Origin of the sequence: Peribacillus sp. NPDC046944 (assembly GCF_050272735.1) — a bacterium.
GTDB lineage: Bacteria > Bacillota > Bacilli > Bacillales > DSM-1321 > Peribacillus.
In genome coordinates this window covers 135,719-153,367 of sequence record NZ_JBNNML010000004.1, presented here as the reverse complement: position 1 = coordinate 153,367, position 17,649 = coordinate 135,719, and the positions used below count along the sequence as shown (strand labels likewise).

Annotated in this window: 18 protein-coding genes and 1 pseudogene; 9 read left to right on the top strand and 10 right to left on the bottom strand. The window is 39.3% G+C overall.

Features of this window, described 5'->3' with window-relative positions:
* Positions 1–139: 139 nt before the first annotated feature.
* From ACQKIC_RS09005 to ACQKIC_RS08995, 3 genes and pseudogenes are all read right to left on the bottom strand, one after another.
* Positions 140–926: pseudogene (locus ACQKIC_RS09005) on the bottom strand (ABC transporter permease).
* A complete protein-coding gene (locus ACQKIC_RS09000) occupies positions 926–1,150 on the bottom strand; it encodes a hypothetical protein (RefSeq protein ID WP_427591054.1) in 225 nt (74 codons plus the stop codon). Before ACQKIC_RS09000 ends, ACQKIC_RS09005 begins: the two are co-directional and overlap by 1 nt.
* Before the next feature lie 3 nt (positions 1,151–1,153).
* Positions 1,154–1,663, bottom strand: a complete 510-nt coding sequence (locus tag ACQKIC_RS08995) for an ATP-binding cassette domain-containing protein (RefSeq protein WP_427650953.1) — start codon at positions 1,661–1,663, stop codon at positions 1,154–1,156.
* Between the two features lie 75 nt (positions 1,664–1,738).
* Between ACQKIC_RS08995 and ACQKIC_RS08990 the strand changes: the two genes are divergently transcribed.
* The 3 genes from ACQKIC_RS08990 (at position 1,739) to ACQKIC_RS08980 (ending at position 3,736) form a co-directional block, all read left to right on the top strand.
* Positions 1,739–2,569, top strand: coding sequence for a thermonuclease family protein (locus tag ACQKIC_RS08990; protein ID WP_427591052.1), 831 nt, complete (start codon positions 1,739–1,741; stop codon positions 2,567–2,569).
* An 85-nt stretch (positions 2,570–2,654) separates the two neighbouring features.
* Positions 2,655–3,014: a PilZ domain-containing protein gene (locus tag ACQKIC_RS08985; RefSeq protein WP_402956096.1), complete on the top strand. Its 360-nt coding sequence runs from the start codon at positions 2,655–2,657 to the stop codon at positions 3,012–3,014.
* A 233-nt stretch (positions 3,015–3,247) separates the two neighbouring features.
* Positions 3,248–3,736, top strand: a complete 489-nt coding sequence (locus ACQKIC_RS08980; protein ID WP_402867981.1) for a sigma-70 family RNA polymerase sigma factor — start codon at positions 3,248–3,250, stop codon at positions 3,734–3,736.
* A 49-nt stretch (positions 3,737–3,785) separates the two neighbouring features.
* Here ACQKIC_RS08980 and ACQKIC_RS08975 read toward each other — a convergent pair whose 3' ends face one another.
* Positions 3,786–3,980: an abortive phage infection protein gene (locus ACQKIC_RS08975; RefSeq protein WP_402867979.1), complete on the bottom strand. Its 195-nt coding sequence runs from the start codon at positions 3,978–3,980 to the stop codon at positions 3,786–3,788.
* Between the two features lie 425 nt (positions 3,981–4,405).
* On the opposite strand from ACQKIC_RS08975, the gene ACQKIC_RS08970 reads away from it, so the two are divergent.
* Complete coding sequence (locus tag ACQKIC_RS08970) at positions 4,406–4,582, top strand: YkvS family protein (RefSeq protein ID WP_402867977.1); 177 nt, start codon at positions 4,406–4,408, stop codon at positions 4,580–4,582.
* A 202-nt stretch (positions 4,583–4,784) separates the two neighbouring features.
* A complete protein-coding gene (locus tag ACQKIC_RS08965) occupies positions 4,785–5,414 on the top strand; it encodes a hypothetical protein (protein ID WP_402987691.1) in 630 nt (209 codons plus the stop codon).
* 42 nt (positions 5,415–5,456) lie between these two features.
* Here the strand turns inward: ACQKIC_RS08965 and ACQKIC_RS08960 are convergent, their stop codons facing one another.
* From ACQKIC_RS08960 to ACQKIC_RS08950, 3 genes are all read right to left on the bottom strand, one after another.
* Positions 5,457–6,500 carry a YkvI family membrane protein gene (locus ACQKIC_RS08960; protein ID WP_402867973.1) on the bottom strand — a complete coding sequence of 348 codons (1,044 nt, stop codon included), beginning with the start codon at positions 6,498–6,500 and terminating at the stop codon, positions 5,457–5,459.
* A 171-nt stretch (positions 6,501–6,671) separates the two neighbouring features.
* Positions 6,672–8,366 carry a M3 family oligoendopeptidase gene (locus ACQKIC_RS08955; RefSeq protein WP_402867971.1) on the bottom strand — a complete coding sequence of 565 codons (1,695 nt, stop codon included), beginning with the start codon at positions 8,364–8,366 and terminating at the stop codon, positions 6,672–6,674.
* Positions 8,367–8,606: 240 nt separating this feature from the next.
* On the bottom strand, positions 8,607–9,044 hold the full coding sequence (locus ACQKIC_RS08950; RefSeq protein WP_402867969.1) for a MarR family winged helix-turn-helix transcriptional regulator: 438 nt from the start codon (positions 9,042–9,044) through the stop codon (positions 8,607–8,609).
* A 159-nt stretch (positions 9,045–9,203) separates the two neighbouring features.
* Between ACQKIC_RS08950 and ACQKIC_RS08945 the strand changes: the two genes are divergently transcribed.
* The 3 genes from ACQKIC_RS08945 to ACQKIC_RS08935 all read left to right on the top strand — a co-directional run bounded on the left by ACQKIC_RS08945 (position 9,204) and on the right by ACQKIC_RS08935 (position 12,898).
* Positions 9,204–10,706 carry an ATP-binding protein gene (locus ACQKIC_RS08945; protein WP_427591051.1) on the top strand — a complete coding sequence of 501 codons (1,503 nt, stop codon included), beginning with the start codon at positions 9,204–9,206 and terminating at the stop codon, positions 10,704–10,706.
* Between the two features lie 117 nt (positions 10,707–10,823).
* Entirely contained in the window at positions 10,824–12,053 is a 1,230-nt protein-coding gene (locus ACQKIC_RS08940) for an MFS transporter (RefSeq protein WP_427591155.1), read from the top strand.
* A gap of 113 nt (positions 12,054–12,166) precedes the next feature.
* Positions 12,167–12,898, top strand: a complete 732-nt coding sequence (locus ACQKIC_RS08935) for a ZIP family metal transporter (RefSeq protein ID WP_427591050.1) — start codon at positions 12,167–12,169, stop codon at positions 12,896–12,898.
* Positions 12,899–12,950: 52 nt separating this feature from the next.
* On the opposite strand, the gene ACQKIC_RS08930 is transcribed toward ACQKIC_RS08935, so the two are convergent.
* The 3 genes from ACQKIC_RS08930 to ACQKIC_RS08920 form a co-directional block, all read right to left on the bottom strand.
* Positions 12,951–13,508, bottom strand: a complete 558-nt coding sequence (locus ACQKIC_RS08930) for a PilZ domain-containing protein (RefSeq protein ID WP_427591049.1) — start codon at positions 13,506–13,508, stop codon at positions 12,951–12,953.
* Between the two features lie 71 nt (positions 13,509–13,579).
* Positions 13,580–13,804, bottom strand: a complete 225-nt coding sequence (locus ACQKIC_RS08925; RefSeq protein WP_402867960.1) for an aspartyl-phosphate phosphatase Spo0E family protein — start codon at positions 13,802–13,804, stop codon at positions 13,580–13,582.
* A 278-nt stretch (positions 13,805–14,082) separates the two neighbouring features.
* A complete protein-coding gene (locus tag ACQKIC_RS08920) occupies positions 14,083–16,242 on the bottom strand; it encodes a PAS domain-containing protein (protein ID WP_427591047.1) in 2,160 nt (719 codons plus the stop codon).
* A gap of 266 nt (positions 16,243–16,508) precedes the next feature.
* Here ACQKIC_RS08920 and ACQKIC_RS08915 point away from each other — a divergent pair, with 266 nt between their 5' ends.
* The gene (locus ACQKIC_RS08915) at positions 16,509–17,561 is read left to right on the top strand and encodes an acyltransferase family protein (RefSeq protein WP_402867956.1); all 1,053 of its coding nucleotides are present in this window, start codon (positions 16,509–16,511) and stop codon (positions 17,559–17,561) included.
* Positions 17,562–17,649 lie beyond the last annotated feature (88 nt).

Sequence of the window (17,649 nt, the reverse complement as noted above, 5' to 3'; positions counted from 1 at the left end):
AAGATACGAAAATCTACGATTTCCTTTTCAGAATATCATTATCATTCTCAACAAACAAACCATAACTATCCTGTTTCTAAAGAATCGTACAAAAATTAGGATAAAACTGCAACAATTAATTTATTTCCTTTAAAAAGTTTTAGATGGACAGTTGTGCAGACTTTGTGAAAAACGCCTTAAAACTCAGCAAGATAAAGAGGATGACCGTTATGGAGACACTACCAAGAATCCCAATAAGTATGGCAATTTGATATTCTATGGCGATGAGCGGACTGATTCCCGAAAGAATTTGCCCAGTCATCATTCCCGGAAGGAAAATGATCCCCATACCCAACATATTATTCAAAGTCGGCAGCACTGCCGAATCGAAAGCGGCATCCACATATTTTTTGACGGCTTTCTGCGGCGTGGCGCCAAGCATCAACATCGCCTCCACCTTATCGCGGTTACTTGTGATGCCTTCGTGCAGGTTCTTTAAAGCTAACGTAACGCCGGTCATCGCATTCCCCACAATCATACCAGCAATCGGGATAAAGTAACGTGGTTCATACCATGGCGTGAAATGGATGACGACCAAGTTAAAATAAAGCAAAGCGGCCATCGGACCTGTGAGCATACTCAAAATGACCATTCGTTTGATTTTCTTGCTGAGCGTAAAGGGTATTTGTTTAAAAATATTTCGGATAGAGAACCAGGCTATCAAACATAAAAAATCCTATTGAAAGCAAGGGATGGGGATTCTCGAATATATACGTCAATACATACCCTGCAAGAATAAGTTGGACCGTCATGCGTACTGTAGCGAGCAAAATTTGTTTTTCCCTCGATATCCCTCGCCATTTTACAATGATAAGCAGGAGAACCACGAATACATAGGCCGCACATAAACGCCAAAGCTCAATATTTATTATCCCACTACTCTCCATTAATAGTCCCCCTCCTTTGACTTTTTAAGAACGATCCTTTCCTCAGCATATTCATCCACAAGTTGCCTGGAATGAGTAATCATGACCACGGTTCCCATTTCCTGTTTCACTTTAGTTAAAAACCGGTTCATGACATCCAACTCTGACTCTTCATCAAGAGCGGATGTTGGCTCATCCAATAAATATACGTCAGGCTTCAATAGAAGCAATCTTGCCAATGCCAACCTTTACTTCTCCCCACCCGACAATTTCTCTACATCAGCTGATAATGGCTTCTTTAACAATACCGTTTCAAGTACGTTTAGTAGCTCGTCCTTTGATTCCTTTTCTCTTTCGGTCAACTCTAATCCAAATTGGAGGTTTTCTTCAATGGTTCCAGGTAAGGTGAGTGCTGTTTGAGATAGCATCGTAACTTGGCGACGGAGCTCTATCGGGTTAAATGTTCCAAGGAGTTGCTCTTGATAAAAAATCGACCCGGTGTCCGGCTCATTCATTCTATTTAATAGTCTAAGCAGTGACGTTTTCCCAGCTCCGCTCTCCCCAGTCAAACAAGTTATTTTCCTTGCCGGGATTTCAAGATGGTCAATATTTAGAATCCCTTTAAACGTTATGTTTTCTAACCTGAACATATTTCCGGTTCCTACCTTTCTTGCTTCACGATTTCTTAATAAGAATAAACCATCAGAGAGGACAGTGGATATGGTGAAAATAGAATATTTTTCATTTTCTTTCATCATTTTATAAGGTAGTATTATTTGCGACCCTTACTTATCCATGACACCATGGAAAACAACTTGAATGGAGGATTTATGGTGACTACACCGACATATAGTACTTTTTTTAAATATGTATTTTTACTGATTTCGTTATGTGCGTTTACATTAACAGGTTGCCAGGAAATAACCGACGATTTGTCAGAAGAAAAGTCCACAGAAGAAACGAATACTTCCACCAAGGAAAACTCCCTTTCTACAGACCAAGTCTCCAATGAATCAAAAGGAAAAACCTTCACAGCTCAAATAGTTCGCGTGGTCGATGGCGACACGGTGAAAATTAAGACGTCTAATGGAAAGCAAGAAACGGTCAGGCTTCTTTTAATCGATACCCCCGAAACCGTCCATCCTTCCAAGCCCGTACAACCCTTTGGTCCTGAAGCTAGCAAGTTTTCAAAAGAGCTAATGCCTGCCGGTTCGGAAGTGGAAGTGGAGACAGGAATCGGTGAACGAGACAAATATGGCCGTCTGCTGGCCTATTTTTATGTAGATGGAAAAATGGTAAATAAGCTTCTGCTAGAAAAAGGGCTCGCACGGGTCGCATACGTATATGCACCCAATACAAAATATCTTGACGAACTGGAAGCCATCCAGAAACAAGCTCAAAAAGAGGAAATCGGCATTTGGTCGATTGAAAACTATGCCACTTCGAAAGGATACGATGATTCGAAAACGGATAAAGGAACAACAGAAAAAACCACCGAAAAATCATCGTGCTCCAATCCGAACATTAAAGGAAATATCAATTCAAAAGGTGATAAGATCTACCACATACCAAGTGGACAATACTATGATATAACAAAAGAAGAAGAAATGTTTTGTACAGAACAGGATGCAGTGAAGGCCGGCTTCCGGAAATCACAGAGTTAAGGTCATACACGTATCCATCCGTTCATTCTTGTAAATGGATAAAATAGAAAACGGAAAAGATACTGAATTTCCAGGGGGACATATTGTGAAATATAACAGGGATGAAGCATTTCGTTTTATTTTCGATCGTCCGCTTTCTGGTTTTTTTAGCATCATTAGAGTAAACAACTTGGAAAATAAAAGCCGAAATGGGGCCATGTCCGTTCTGGACATCAGTGCCGGAGGGCTCAAGTTCCAGTCCAATCTTGACCTTCCGGAGCAAGCGGACCTCGAGCTTTTGCTAACTTTCATCATAAATGCAGACGAGATTGATTTACGTGGACGAATTCTCTGGAAAAAGAAAAGTGGATCCGCTTATATGTACGGTTTCATTATGAATGAAAATGAAAGTTTGAAAGAAACGATAATCAAGGAACTGAAAATCTATCGGAAAAATAATCAATAGTTTCATTAGGCACACCCGGCAAGCCGGGTGTGCCTTTATTTATTTTGTCTAACCCAATCAAAACTTCGAAATATCGATAATGGATGGTGCTTTTTTACGTTTTTCCGTCGCAAAATTCAATTTTCTCCCCTTTATTTTATGCATTTTTCCATTTCGATATATTCCATGAAATTATTTAAGGTGAAAGCACCCGGGAATATACGAAAAGTGCACTTTTTAAAAAGGCGTAGAAAATGGACGGTTTTACAAGTTTATCAGAACAATTCACTCCGATGATTCATCATGTTATCCGCTCACTATCCATTTATAAAAACAAAGAGGATTTCTTTCAAATTGGATTAATTGCATTATGGGAAGCTCAAGGCAAGTACAAGGAAGCAAACGGACAATTCTCCAACTTCGCATATACAGTCATAAAAGGGAGAATCATCAATGAATTAAAACGCCTCCATAAATACGACACGCATATCCAGCCAGTTGACGCAGCGGTTCTTGAAATAGAAGATCCCTTTTCTATGCACACAGAGGCCCTCGTGACAGAGAACCTCTTAGCCTACACAGAAAACTTGACATTGAACCAGCAACGCTGGCTCATCTTTACTTTCATCGGAAATAAAAATCAAAATGAAATCGCCAATACATTCAATGTCTCGATTGCAGCCGTGAAATCATGGCGAAAAACCACCCTTCTTAAATTGAGGAAGGAGATGGATATTCCATAAAAAAATAGGAAAAGGACGGTTCATCGATTCGAACCGTCCTTTTCCTATTTTAACTTCTTGCTTCCTCTAAATACGTATAAATGACTTCCCCATTATGTTGGGCATTTCCTCGGAAATGTTTGAAATCCGCTCTTTGAACAAGCACTTCACGAAAACTCAAAAATTCTTCCTTATTGATCCTGAACTCTTCCATTTCCCGATTAGCCAGTTTATTCAGGACTAGTTTTGCTTCTTCGGAATCCATTCTATTTCCTCCTTATTAGTTGTTTCTGTTCCTTACCTGTATAGGAGAAATTCCGTTTCTATTTTAACATAACCTTAACGCTTATTATCAATCAGAACTTTTTGTGGTCTCTTGACTATATTATTCTTTACGAATACATAAAAATAGTGCAAACTGTAAAGTAAAATATCACATTGTAAATTGATTGGTATTTTTCGTACATAAGTATCATCCAGACTCATACAAGTAAGAGTAAGTGTGCTTATATTGATTTCCATAATATGTAAAAAACACATACCTGTACTTTCTAACCAGTCATTATAACTACTCTATATCTTTTTACTTGCACTTCCCAGGTCAAAATCTAAACAGCAAGGTGTTCGAATAATCCATTTATTCATAGTTACTGATTATCATTGAAAACGAGATGGGAAAGGATGATTACCATGAAGAAAGCGGAAGTTGGAAATATCATTGAATTTAGAGAAGGCTTACAAGGAATCGTCGAGAAAGTGAATGAGAACTCTGTAATCGTGGACGTCACGTATATGGAAAATTACCTTGACTTGGAGCTTGAACAGAAGACAGTTGTCAATCATAAAAATTATAAGATCATCGGATGAAGGTACTGAACGACGGAATGGTTTTTGACCATTCCGTTTTCCTATGCAGGAACTTTATGGTTCATTTGGTTACCATGATATCATTTGTAACTTTTTTCTTTTTCATTCGTCTATATATAAAAGGGATGATTCTCTCCAGAGCGTCGATAGGTCATGCCTTTCTACACATATGAGAAATTCAACAGAAAGTTGAGGGAAAACGATGAAAAAATGGACGCAATATTTAGGCGGAGCGACAATGGCGGCCCTATTGCTGAGCGGATGTGGGACAACCACGGACGACAAGACGGCTGAACCACAAGAAGATACGGTAAAAGAAGAGAATACAGCAGGCTCAACAAATGGAGCTACTGATAGTTCTGAAGGGACAAAAAAGGTTAGGCTTATGGAACAGAATTTGCAATATACAAGTAATGGGGAAGCAAAAGAAGAAACAGCCTTCCTGAAAAATAGTGATAATCAACCATTTAGCCTATACGTCTTACAACAGTTCGAGTTGACTGCCGAGGAGCCTGGAAAGGATGTCCTTTTCCTGACCGATGACGACTCTGTATCCATGAGGATTGAATTATTAACGGGCGATGTCAAATGGGACGAAGTAGAGGAAAATGTCCAAACCCAACTGAAAAGCATTTCAGAGAAGATAGAGGACCCGGCACTTAACATAGATAATGGTTCCGGCTATGAAGTCGTGAACGGCGATGATGTGGTTACTTCTGTCTTACTCAAAGATGAGAAGTCCCCTGTCCGCTTAACCATGTTTACAAAGAAGGACAAAGATTACCGGGATGCCTTTCTAGAGATGGCTAAAACAATCATGAAAGAATCCTGATATCAAATAAAGGGAAAGGGCACGTAAGCCCTTTCCCTCGTTTTATATTTTTTTGCCTGCATCACTTTTCCAGACGAGGATTAAAAACAGTAAACTTATGTATCCAAATACCGGATAGAGATAACCCAGGAGTCTTCCATATCCGTACGTGCCGATAATCAACGCCACAATAAAGCTGAAGGCGATGATGAATATGCCAGGCACTTTAATATAGTTGCTGATTTGCCTCTGCAATCCGTAAATATTTCCGATGACTGAAGTGAAGATTTCGCCGTATATCACCAAGATGAACATCCAATGTAAATGACCGCCCACCATTTTCATAAGGACCGCCGATGGAATTTCATAGCTCATCACATCCGGAAGGGTCATAAGTGATAAATGCCCAGTGAGTAGAATAATCGTAAGGAATACCCCACCCAAAATAGCACCTTGCTTTATAATTCTTTCATCCTTAACCTCATACGCCACCGGAACAAGCACCGCCTGCGCTAAAGCCAGGTTAAAAGCGGTATAGGCAAACGGGGAGAATATCATCTTCAAGCTGATCCGTTCTTCTGGGAATTGCGTTAGAGAAGATAAAAATTCACCCGTCCCTAAAGTCGAGAAGAACAGAATCAAGCTAAATAGAATCATGATGGGAACAACAAAAGAATTCACTGTAAAAAGCCCACGCATTCCTAGCATCAAAACCAATGAAGCCAGAAGGGCCGTTGTCCAGCTCCCAACGTTTTTCGAGATGCCAAGCTGTTCCTCGAAAACGGCACCTGATCCCGAAATCATGACCGCTGTAACACCTAGCAGCATGATAAGGAAAAAAACATTGATGACGCCCGCTAATTTCTTCCCAAATAAAAATTGATTGAATTCTTCATAGGAAGCTGCCTTGATCCTTGAGGAAATCAACATGATCTTCGTACCACTGAAAATGAAAATATAGCCTGCTATTAAAATCCCGATAAAGCCATAAAAGCCATAACGGGTAAAGAACTCAACAACCTCCTTTCCAGTTGCAAAACCCGCTCCGACAACTGTACCTACATAAACGGCTGCAACCTGAAAGATTCCTGACCACCTAGAAAGCATGTACACCCCTCCTCCCTACATCTATATGTAAGAGGGAGAATTTTAAGACAGTCCAAGTCAGTTTAACCTAAATTAATGGGAAAGCTTCGGTCCTCCCATTTTAAAAACGCTCCCTCTAAAGGGAGCGCCTTTCTATAGAAGACCCGCTAACGATTCACGAGATTTCACAACTTATAAAGCTTGGTCATCGACCGAACTCAGCCATTCATCGATAACCCTTACGACAGACTGCACAGTACCTTCTGCAAATGGGGAATCAAGGTTGGCCGATTCCACGAGCCCAAGGAATGATTTACTTCCTCCAAGTTGACAAAGGTTTAAATAGTCCTTCCACGCACTCTCATCTTTTTCCACAGACTTTTTCCAAAATTGGAAAGCACATATTTGAGCCAAAGCATAGTCAATGTAATAAAATGGAGACTGATAGATATGACTTTGACGTTGCCAATAGCCTCCGCCCTCTAAAAATCCGTTCTCTTCATAATCACGATGAGGTAAGTATTCCTTCTCGATTTTGCGCCATGCCTGTCTTCTCTCAAGTGGCGATGCGTTTGGATTTTCGTAGACAAAATGTTGGAATTCATCCACAGCCACCCCATATGGCAGGAACACGAGCGAGCTACTTAAATGGGAGAACTTATACTTTTCTGTATCTTCTTTGAAGAACAGATCCATCCAAGGCCAGGTAAGGAACTCCATGCTCATCGAATGGATTTCGCAAGCCTCATAGGTTGGCCAATTATATTCCGGAATATCCAGGTCACGGCTTCGATACACCTGGAAAGCGTGTCCTGCCTCATGTGTAAGAACATCGATATCACCAGATGTCCCATTGAAGTTGGAAAAAATGTAGGGAGCTTTATAATCTTCAATGAATGTACAATATCCACCACTTGCTTTTCCTTTTTTAGCAACCAGGTCCATTAAATCATTTTCAATCATAAAATTGAAAAACTCATCCGTTTCGGCAGAAAGTTCATGGTACATTTTTTGACCATTTTCCACGATCCACTCCGCTTCGCCTTTAGGAACGGCATTCCCCGTACTGAATTGGAAATTCTCATCGTAATAATAGAGTTTCTCCAGACCTAGGCGTTTCTGCTGACGTTCCTTCAAGCGGGTAACGAGCGGAACCACTTCCTCTTTCACCTGTTTACGGAAAGCTGCCACCATCTCTGCATTATAATCGGTCCGTGTCATGCGATAATAACCTAGCTCGACGAAGTTATCATACCCTAATGTCGTTGCTATGCCATGTCGCACCTTTACCAGCTCATCAAAAATCCGATCCAGTTCGTCCTGCTTCTCTGCAAAGAAACCATAGTAAGCATCACTTGCCATTTTTCTGATGGAACGGCTCTCAGACTCCATGAAGGGCTGAAGCTGTGCCAATGTCCGCTCTTCTCCCTCAAATTCAATTTTCGCGGAAGCTATTAACTGTGAGTACTCACTTGCCAGCTTATTTTCTTTTTGCAGTTGCGGGATGATTTCCGGCGAGAACGTTTTGAGCTGTGCCTCAGCCAAATCAAATAGTTGCCTTCCCCACTTGGACTCAAGTTCCCGACGGAATTTCGATTGAACGAGTTCTGTATAAAACGCGGAAGTCATTTCCTCCATTTCAGGTGAGAATTCGTCCAAATAATCATTTTCATTTTTATAAAACTCATCAGTCGTATCAATGGTATGCCGAATATAGACCAGATTGCTCATCGTACCAACATAGTTTCGAATGGCATTTATTTCACTTATGGCTTCTACTTGTTCTTCAACCTCAGTCGCATCCACAAACTGCTTAAGAGCTTTCGTGAACTTCCCTTTAATGTCATCCAATTCAGGCCGTTCATATTTATACTCATTAAATTTCATAATTACACCCCAATTTCATCATTTGTATCCCTTTTTTCCCAAAAAAACACCTATCGTGTTCATTGGTTGCCAGTTAAAATAGGACATAATTACATTCGCCATATTCTTATGTAAAGCCTTCCTATTTATGAAAAAAGTAATAGGGTTCTCCGCCTTTAGTGGGCATGACCGTCAGATTCGGACGAATCATAATAAAACTACAAAAACACCTCAATTAAATTAAGGTGCTGGTTTACTGGATTATTTTTTTGCGGAGTAACCAATCTTTTTCAGTAATTCTATTGCCGTTTCTTTTTCCTCTTTCGTAAGGACGCTCATCACATCATCGATTCTTTTTTCATGATCAGGAAAGACATCCTCAATAAAGGCTTTACCTTTATCCGTAATTTTGGCAAACGTTACACGGCGGTCATCTTTACAAGCTATCCGCTGTAAAAACTCCTTCTGTTCAAGCTTGTCCACTACATAAGTAATGCTACCGCTTGCAAGCAAGATCTTTCCACCGATTTGTTGAAGAGGTTGATCACCTTTATGATATAACAGTTCAAGTACGGCAAATTCAGTAGGATTCAAGCCCGCTTCAGCTATATGTTTATTCACTATATCATTAATCGAACGGTGAGCTCTTGACATCACGATAAACAGCTTTAATGACTGTTGGATGCTATCATTCCCCATAACTTCACAACCTTAAAATTTTTAATTAAAATATCTTGAATTGAAGGTTATTATATTCTATTGCGCCTTTTTTGTCAATTTGCCTATAGGGCATGGCTATTGCTATTGTTTAATTCTCCAGTTTGATATACTAAAAGAAAAAATAAAAGTAGTGACCACATGAATTCAAGGCAGAGATTTTCGAAATACATACTTATTGTCATTTTACCATTAATCATTTTAACTATCACTTATTGGTTATATTTTGATTATTCCATCCAAGAAGAACGGAAAGCAAAGGCTGAATGGATTGGATCCGTTTATCAAAAATCGATAGACCAAGTAATCAGGGAAACCAAGGGAAATGTGGAATGGTTGAGTCGCAACCGTTCTATTCCATATATGGACGAAAAATCAAAGAATCAATTGTTAGACTCCTTCAAAGATACAGACCCCAGATACGCTGACATTTATCTGCTGGATCGAGAAGGAATGACCATACATAGTACAAGCAAGCAGCCCCCCCAATCCAAATTAATTGATCATGAAGATATGGACTTAGCTGTAAATACTCAAAAAGCGGTGATGGCCAACAAAACAGGAATTGATGATTTGAATTGTACGTGCTTCACCATCTTCGCCCCAATATTGGAAAAGGATAAGGAAGTACGGGGATTTTTATTGGTTCAGATCAAATTCGATTATTTAAAGAATATCTTGAATACACTTTCACCTGAACAAACAGTAAAACTTCAAACGAATGAGAGAGAAAAGGTCGTTGATATAAATATCGGGAATGTAAACCCAAGTTCAAGATGGATGACCCTCCCCTTGACAGAAGCCGAATGGTCCATATCAGTTAAAATGCTGAAAAAAAAGGATACCCAAAACATCCATATATTCTATTCTTTTATATTTTTCACCTTCATCATCACCCATGTGATTTATATTATTGTATATGAGTTCCTCTATCGTAGGAATTCAAAAAAACAAAAACAACTCATTGATGACCAAAAGTTGAATTTCGTAGGTACACTTGCAGCAAGTACTGCACATGAAATCAAAAATCCACTCACGGGCATAAAAGGACTTGTCCAATTGCTAAATGAGAAGCATCCAGATGAACAAGACCAGTTTTATTATTCCATCATCATGAAAGAGATAGAAAGGATAAACAGTATCGTCAGTGAGTTCTTGATTCTAGGTAAGCCGATGGTGCAAAACTTATCCTCATATGATGTACGCGGTATCGTTGCTGAATTAAGACCGATAATAGAATCTGAAGCTCGTTTTTACTGTATCGAAGTCGAATGGGATATAGTTAGGTCACCACTTCCTGTATACTGTACGAAGGACCAACTCAAGCAGGTCATACTTAATATAGCAAAAAATGGCTTTGAGGCCATGGAACAAGGCAAAAACCTGACCATACATATTTATCCAAAAAAACAAGAAGCTATTATAGAAATCATTGACACTGGACACGGGTTGGAATCGAACGACATCCAGAAAGTATTTGAGCCATTCTATACTTCCAAAAAGGAAGGGACCGGTTTAGGACTTTTCGTCTGCAAGAGAATCATCGAACTCTTCAATGGAACAATCGAGATTACAAGCAAGCTTTCGGAGGGTACGACGGTCATGATTCGCTTACCAATCCTAAAAGAGAACGTGAGTAAGTAATCTATATGGAAAGAATCACGTTTCAGTAAAGTAAACCCTTCTATCCTAAGATAATCATCTTGACGGACCTTAAATATAAGGTCACTAGAATAAGATTCTAATTTAGAAAGAAGGCAAATACATATGGCAAGTACCACAGCAACTAAACCTATACCAAAAAATCAAGAGATGACCCTCAAAATAATGATTATTATTGGCATATGCCACTTAATGAATGATTCTCTTCAGGCCGTGGTACCGGCCATGTTTCCCATCCTAGAAAAATCCATGTCTTTAACTTATACACAGTTGGGCATGATTGCCTTCTGCCTGAACATCATCTCATCACTTCTACAGCCAGCTGTCGGATTTTATACCGATAAAAAGCCACTGCCTTATGCTTTGCCAGTTGGATTAACCAGCACATTAATCGGAGTCATCATCCTGGCTCTTGCACCAAACTATATAACTATACTCGGTGCTGTCGTTTTAATGGGCTTTGGATCAGCCATTTTCCACCCAGAAGGATCCAGAGTCGCCTATATGGCTGGAGGTCCCAAGCGTGGATTGGCCCAGTCAATTTATCAAGTGGGTGGAAACAGTGGGCAGGCACTAGCTCCGCTCATCACGGCCATCATTCTTGTCCCGTTCGGGCAGAAGGGCGCTCTCTGGTTTGCTTTCGTTGCCTTTGCCGCGGTCATGCTATTACTGTACATAGCCAAGTGGTATTCCCAAAGGCTCGTGCATTTTCAGCCAAAAACTCTGGCGGCTAAAGTCGTTAATAAAGAGCGTTCCAATAAAGTGGCCAAAGCCTTGGTCTTAATATTATTCATTATCTTCGCCCGCTCCTGGTATGTATCCTGCATGACAAATTTTTATAGTTTTTATTTAATCGAACAGCACTCATTCACAATAAAAGCGGCACAGATCTTCCTTTTTGCCTTTTTAGCCGCTGGGGCAGTCGGGACATTTTTCGGTGGCCCGCTCGCCGACCGCTTTGGGCGGAAAAACGTGATACTTTTTTCCTTTGCTGCAAGTACGCCGATAACCGGTCTTCTGCCATTCGTACCACCGATTGCAGCTTTCATTCTATTACTGATTGCCGGATTCATCATCATGAGCAGTTTTTCCGTTACCGTCATATATGCACAGGAATTAGTTCCCGGTAAAGTGGGGACAATGGCTGGTCTGACTGTAGGACTCGCTTTTGGTATGGGGGCGATTGGATCCGTTTCATTGGGGGCGATTGCAGATATTATCGGGATTGCAGCCATGATTAAAATCGTAGGATTTTTGCCCTTGCTAGGGATCCTCAGTGTGTTCCTACCAAGTGATTTCATGTTAAAACAATGGTATCCCCAAAAATAGGTTTCACACTGTAACCAATTTGGATAATCAAAAATACAATACATTATTGTTTTACCCAGAGAAGAAGAAAAAAGAAAGACTGAAAAAAGAACAACCATGCAAAGGAGAAATTTATGAGTGGAGTTTTATTAGGCAGTATCCTCTCTGCTATGTCTACAGGGGCCGGTGCGCTACCGATTCTTTTCATTAAAGGGTCCATGACCCATCGATTCAGGGATACACTTTTAGCATTTACAGCTGGAATCATGATGGCTGCTTCCTTGCTAAGCCTCATTCCAGAATCATTGGCAACCGGGGGGTATATCCAACTTATCATCGGGGTTTTCCTCGGAGTCTTAACTTTAACGATTATGGAAAAAAATATTCCACACATTGATCTCGGCCATACGAAAAGTGGTATTCAATTTGATGAGAAAGCTTTGCTCATCATCACGGCCATCACATTGCACAATATTCCTGAAGGTCTCTCCGTTGGGGTCAGTTATGCCTCAAACGCGCCTGATACAGGGAATTTGATAGCTTTTGCAATAGGTCTCCAAAATGCTCCCGAAGGCTTGCTCGTCGCATTGTTTCTAATCAATCAAAAAATTGGGAGATTCACGGCTTTCATAATTGCCACCTTAACTGGCGCCATAGAAATCGTCACGGGTCTATTAGGATATTACTTAACCTCTTATATTGAATTCTTGGTCCCTTATGGTCTTGCATTTGCCGCTGGGGCTATGCTATTCATCGTCTACAAAGAATTGATTCCCGAAAGTCACGGGGATGGGAATGAGCGCACCTCCACCTATTCCTTCATAGTCGGACTCTTATTTATGGTCATCTTATTGGAAATTCTATGATAATTGAACATGACAAAGGCTGGCTCCTTATGTGAGTCAGCCTTTTTCCTTTTTAAACAGCCGCAGATGATAATTTATCAAGCTGACTGTTAAGAATATATCTCCTGACATAAAACAAATCTTTGACAGGCACTCCTATGAAACTGACTCCATACCGATATGCATCTTCCATTTCCCGCTCATTTTGTATCCTGATTGTAAAATGATTCCTGGCATGATCAATCATAAAGGTGATGGTATGCAACTCGGCTTTCATTAGTTTGTTTTCACACGAAAATCCTAGGCCCTTGATGCTCAAATCAATCAACTGAACCCTTTCACTTTTTTGGGGGGACTGGACTTTTCCTTGAGCAACATACGATACCCTTGCAGCCCGTCTTCTTTCACTATCCTGAAGGGTATCGTACCATGGAATAAATAAGTATAGATTATTCTCTTGCTTTTTTATGATATTCGTTTCGAATGTTTGGGATTTATGCAGGCAGATAACGGTATCACCGGAATTAAATCGATCAGGATCCATAACAATGACATTCATCAGTTCCCCTTCGATAAAAAATAATGCCGCCTGGCTAATCTCCCCTCGTTTTACTAGTTGAATATATTCCATTCTTGACCTCTATTTCTTCATAGTCACTGCTATCCAAAGATAAATTCACGATCCATTTTCTTATATATTTATTAAAGGAAGTAATCATTGTAGAAAGGTTCCTGTAAGATGACGACCAAGTCTTTTGTTTCCACTCTCATTTCAATAGGCGTATGATGTTGCAGAATCAAATATTCATTAATCAGTTTATCAAGCTCCTCACTGATCCGAATGGTATGATTATGACTCATTCCGTGTATTTGCGCAAAATCCATCATTTCCCACCGTTTTATTCGTATTTCGTTACAAATTTCCATTGCATTCCGACAATTCATACCTATATTCACTACTCCTGCCCTTTTTAGAGTTTGATTATATTTAAGAATTATTACAAAATATACCTTATATGTAAATAGGTTCGCAAAAAAAGACAAAACTTCTTATATTGCGATAAAATTCAAAGCAACAGAAGACAGAAAATGACGGGAACCCTTATGACCTTTTCAAACAAAAAAAAACCCTTCAATTTATGAAAGATTTCAAGTACCCAACCTTGTGAAAAGAAAAGAACCAGTTACCCAATTGGCATCATCCTCTAAGCTTCACTTTTAATGGGCAAATAGATATGAAAAACTGTCCCTTTATCGACTTCGCTTTCCACTTCGATATATCCATTATGTTCTTCTATGATTTTATAGCTGACCATCAATCCGAGGCCAGTCCCTCTTTCCTTTGTCGTATAAAATGGCTCACCTAACTTTTTTAACTTTTCTTTGGATATCCCGTTTCCTTGGTCAATAATCGAGATGCGAACGTGGCTATTTGACACTTGGCTCGATTGGATACGAATTGTGCCGCCATCCGGCATGACTTCCAGTGCATTTTTAATAATATTGATAAATACTTGTTTTAACTGATTTGCTTCACAGAATATGTTGCATGCAATTCCCTCAAAATCTGTCTCAAAGCGGACATTATTAAGTAAAGCTTGTGCCGCTAAAAGCTCCAGTGTCTCTTTCAGGATGATGTGCAAGTCTTGTTCCAAATATTGAAGGGCCTGCGGTTTAGCCAAAACCAGGAACTCTGTAATAATCGTCTCGATGCGCTGTATTTCTGAAGTGATTATGTGAAAATAAGTAGAGAAATCCTCTTTGACCAAATCTTCAAGCAGTTGGATGAAACCTTTTAAAGCTGTCATGGGGTTTCTAATTTCATGGGCGATTCCGGCGGCAAGTTCACCAACAACATGTAAGGTATCCGATTTCCTAATTTGTTCTTGCATTTCAAGCCTTTCACTTACATTGCGAAAAATGGTTAAATTCAGGTTTGAATACAGATTGCCTCTTGTTAAAAATTCAATATGCTTAATCCTTCCATCTTCGAATTTTAGTGGAATGATGGAAGAATACACTCCTTTTTTATATACCGCTTCCACATGTGCATTCAAATCAATTGCATTTTCCGGTACTTTTCCGATGAATTCCTTTACGGTTAGAGAAAGGAGTTTTTCCTTAGAGATTTCCAGTATTGCCTTACCTGATTCATTAAAGTCCGTAAATCCATCCTTGTTCCATAAGATCAACCCATCAAGTGACCCCTCAAAAATTTTCCTGAATTTCTCTTCACTTTTCCTTAATTCTTTTTCTATTTCCCAGCGTTCGGTTACATTACGAAAGATGGTTACATTATACCCATCGCCCTCATGTTTCTTTGCCGTTAATTCAAGTAATTTGATTTGATTGTTTGGCATCTTATAAAAAATATCATCCCTGACTTGGCCGTCTCTTTCAAAAGTAGCAAGCATTCTTTTAAAATAACGATTTTCCTTATAGATGAATTTCCATATGTCACTGCCAATCATTTCTTCCTTAGTGGATTCAAATATTTTACAGGCTGATTGATTGACTCGAAAAATAACACCGGCCTCATTCCAAAAAACGATTCCTTCCATTGATTGATCAAATAACTCGGCAAAAATCCTTTCGCTCGACTCTAATTTCTTTTCAATAATATTCGATTCAGTGATCTTCGAAAACGTCGTTATGAATAATTCATTTCCGACTGGTGTACGGGTTGAAAAAGTAAAACGACAAGGCTTCCCATGTAGGGTTACCTCCAATTCACCCATAGAATTCAATGTTGTAAAAATTTCACTAACCCCTTCGTCTAGCTGTGACTTATCATCATGTGTCACCAAATCTGATAGTCTTTTCCCAATAAGATCTCTTTTATTGATTTTCAAACCATTCATGAATGCGGAGTTTGCCTCTAATATAAGTCCTTTACGACTTAAAAGGAGAATACCCTCTCTTGCTGTATCGAAATTATCCAAAACCATTTGCGGTGGCATCAAATTCCCGACCTGATCGATTTCAGACACATCCTCCAAACGAAAAATCCTCTTTCCACCTGAAAGTGTCCCAACCTGTATAAACTCAAACTCCCTCATGTTTCCATTATGGAGTTGTACCGCTTTCCTTTTCTTAAGAGGCTTTTTATGCCTGCTTAATCCCTCCACATCAACTGCAAGTAAGGTACTTGCTTGAAGAAAATCACTAAGCTTCAGTTTAGCCAGTTGTTCTCTGGGCTGATCGAACAACAAGCATGCCGCCTCATTCGCATAGGTGAATCTCAGGTTTTCATCGATCATTATATGGGGCTCTATAATGGAATTAAAGATTTCTTTATATTCTTCGATGTGTTTATTCAACCTGCTGATCTCCTCATTACAGACAGCCTCGTACTCTACATTCATATTCAAACCCCTTTCCAAACCTACTTCCATTCATTTCTTTCGACACCTATCTCTTTCGACATCCACCCCAAATTCCCTCGCTATTTCAAAAAAAACAGTAGAATAGAATTAGTCATGCGTGTAAAATTTATATTGCCATTCTCTTAATTCATTTTTGAATTAAGGGAAATTTAAGCTCTTTCCATGATAATGGATTTCAATCTCTATTTTTAGGGTATAGAGATACAATGATTTCTTCTCCTAAAAATAAATATTTGGAGGCAACTATGAAACAACGTGATTTTTTCTTTGACAATGCTAAGTTCATTCTCATGGGCTTTGTCGTTTTTGGACACTTGTTGAACACCTATATAAACGATAGTGAAACGATTTATGCGCTTTACAAAACCATTTATTCCTTCCATATGCCGGCCTTCATCCTTGTTTCCGGTTTTTTTGCAAAAGGATTTTATCAAAAAGGGTATTTAGCGAAAATCACCATGAAAATGATCGTACCTTATATCATTTTCCAAATCATTTACACAGTGTACTATTATTTTCTATATGATCGTTCTTCCTTCAATGTAGACATGCTCACCCCCCATTGGTCTTTGTGGTTCTTGATCAGTTTATTTTGCTGGAATATCATGCTTCTCGGTTTCTCTAAACTGAAGCCGCTTGTCGGTATAGGTTTATCGTTCCTAATCGCCTTGCTAATTGGATATGTGGACTTCATTTCCAATTTCCTAAGCTTATCGAGAACGTTTGTATTTTTCCCCATGTTTTTAATTGGGTATCATTTAAACAAAGATCATTTAAAAAGACTATTTACACCTAAAGTCCATATAGCATCACTCTCTATCATCCTTGTTGTTTTCATCGGTTTTTATTTAAAAGCAGATATCAATTATAAATGGTTGCTTGGCTCTAAGCCCTATTCCGAGCTAGAGGAAGCGTCCATCATATCCATGTTTAAACGTCTTGGTTTTTACGGATTAAGTGTCATTACAGTGTTTAGCTTTTTATCCTTTATCCCAAGACAACAATATTTCTTTACCAACTGGGGTAAGCAAACCCTGTATGTGTACTTGCTTCACGGCTTCTTCATTCGTTTTTTCCGTGAAAGCACCCTTCAGGAATACTTTAGTAACACCGAAAGCTTCATCATGCTAGCCGGGCTTTCCTTCTTGATTACAGTTATGCTTTCAAGCGAAATCATAGGTTCCATGGCACAGCCCATTATCGAATTGAAAATATCCAGGACCAAACAGTTCGCTCGTAAAGTTAAAGAATATATAAAGCCTAGTAAAGAACATAAACAATCTACTACCAGGTTTTAGAACAAAAAGGGCAGCCATAGGGTTGTCCTTTTATTTTCTTCTATTTAACATTTTATACTGTAAGTGGTTTTCCAAAACCAAGAGACTA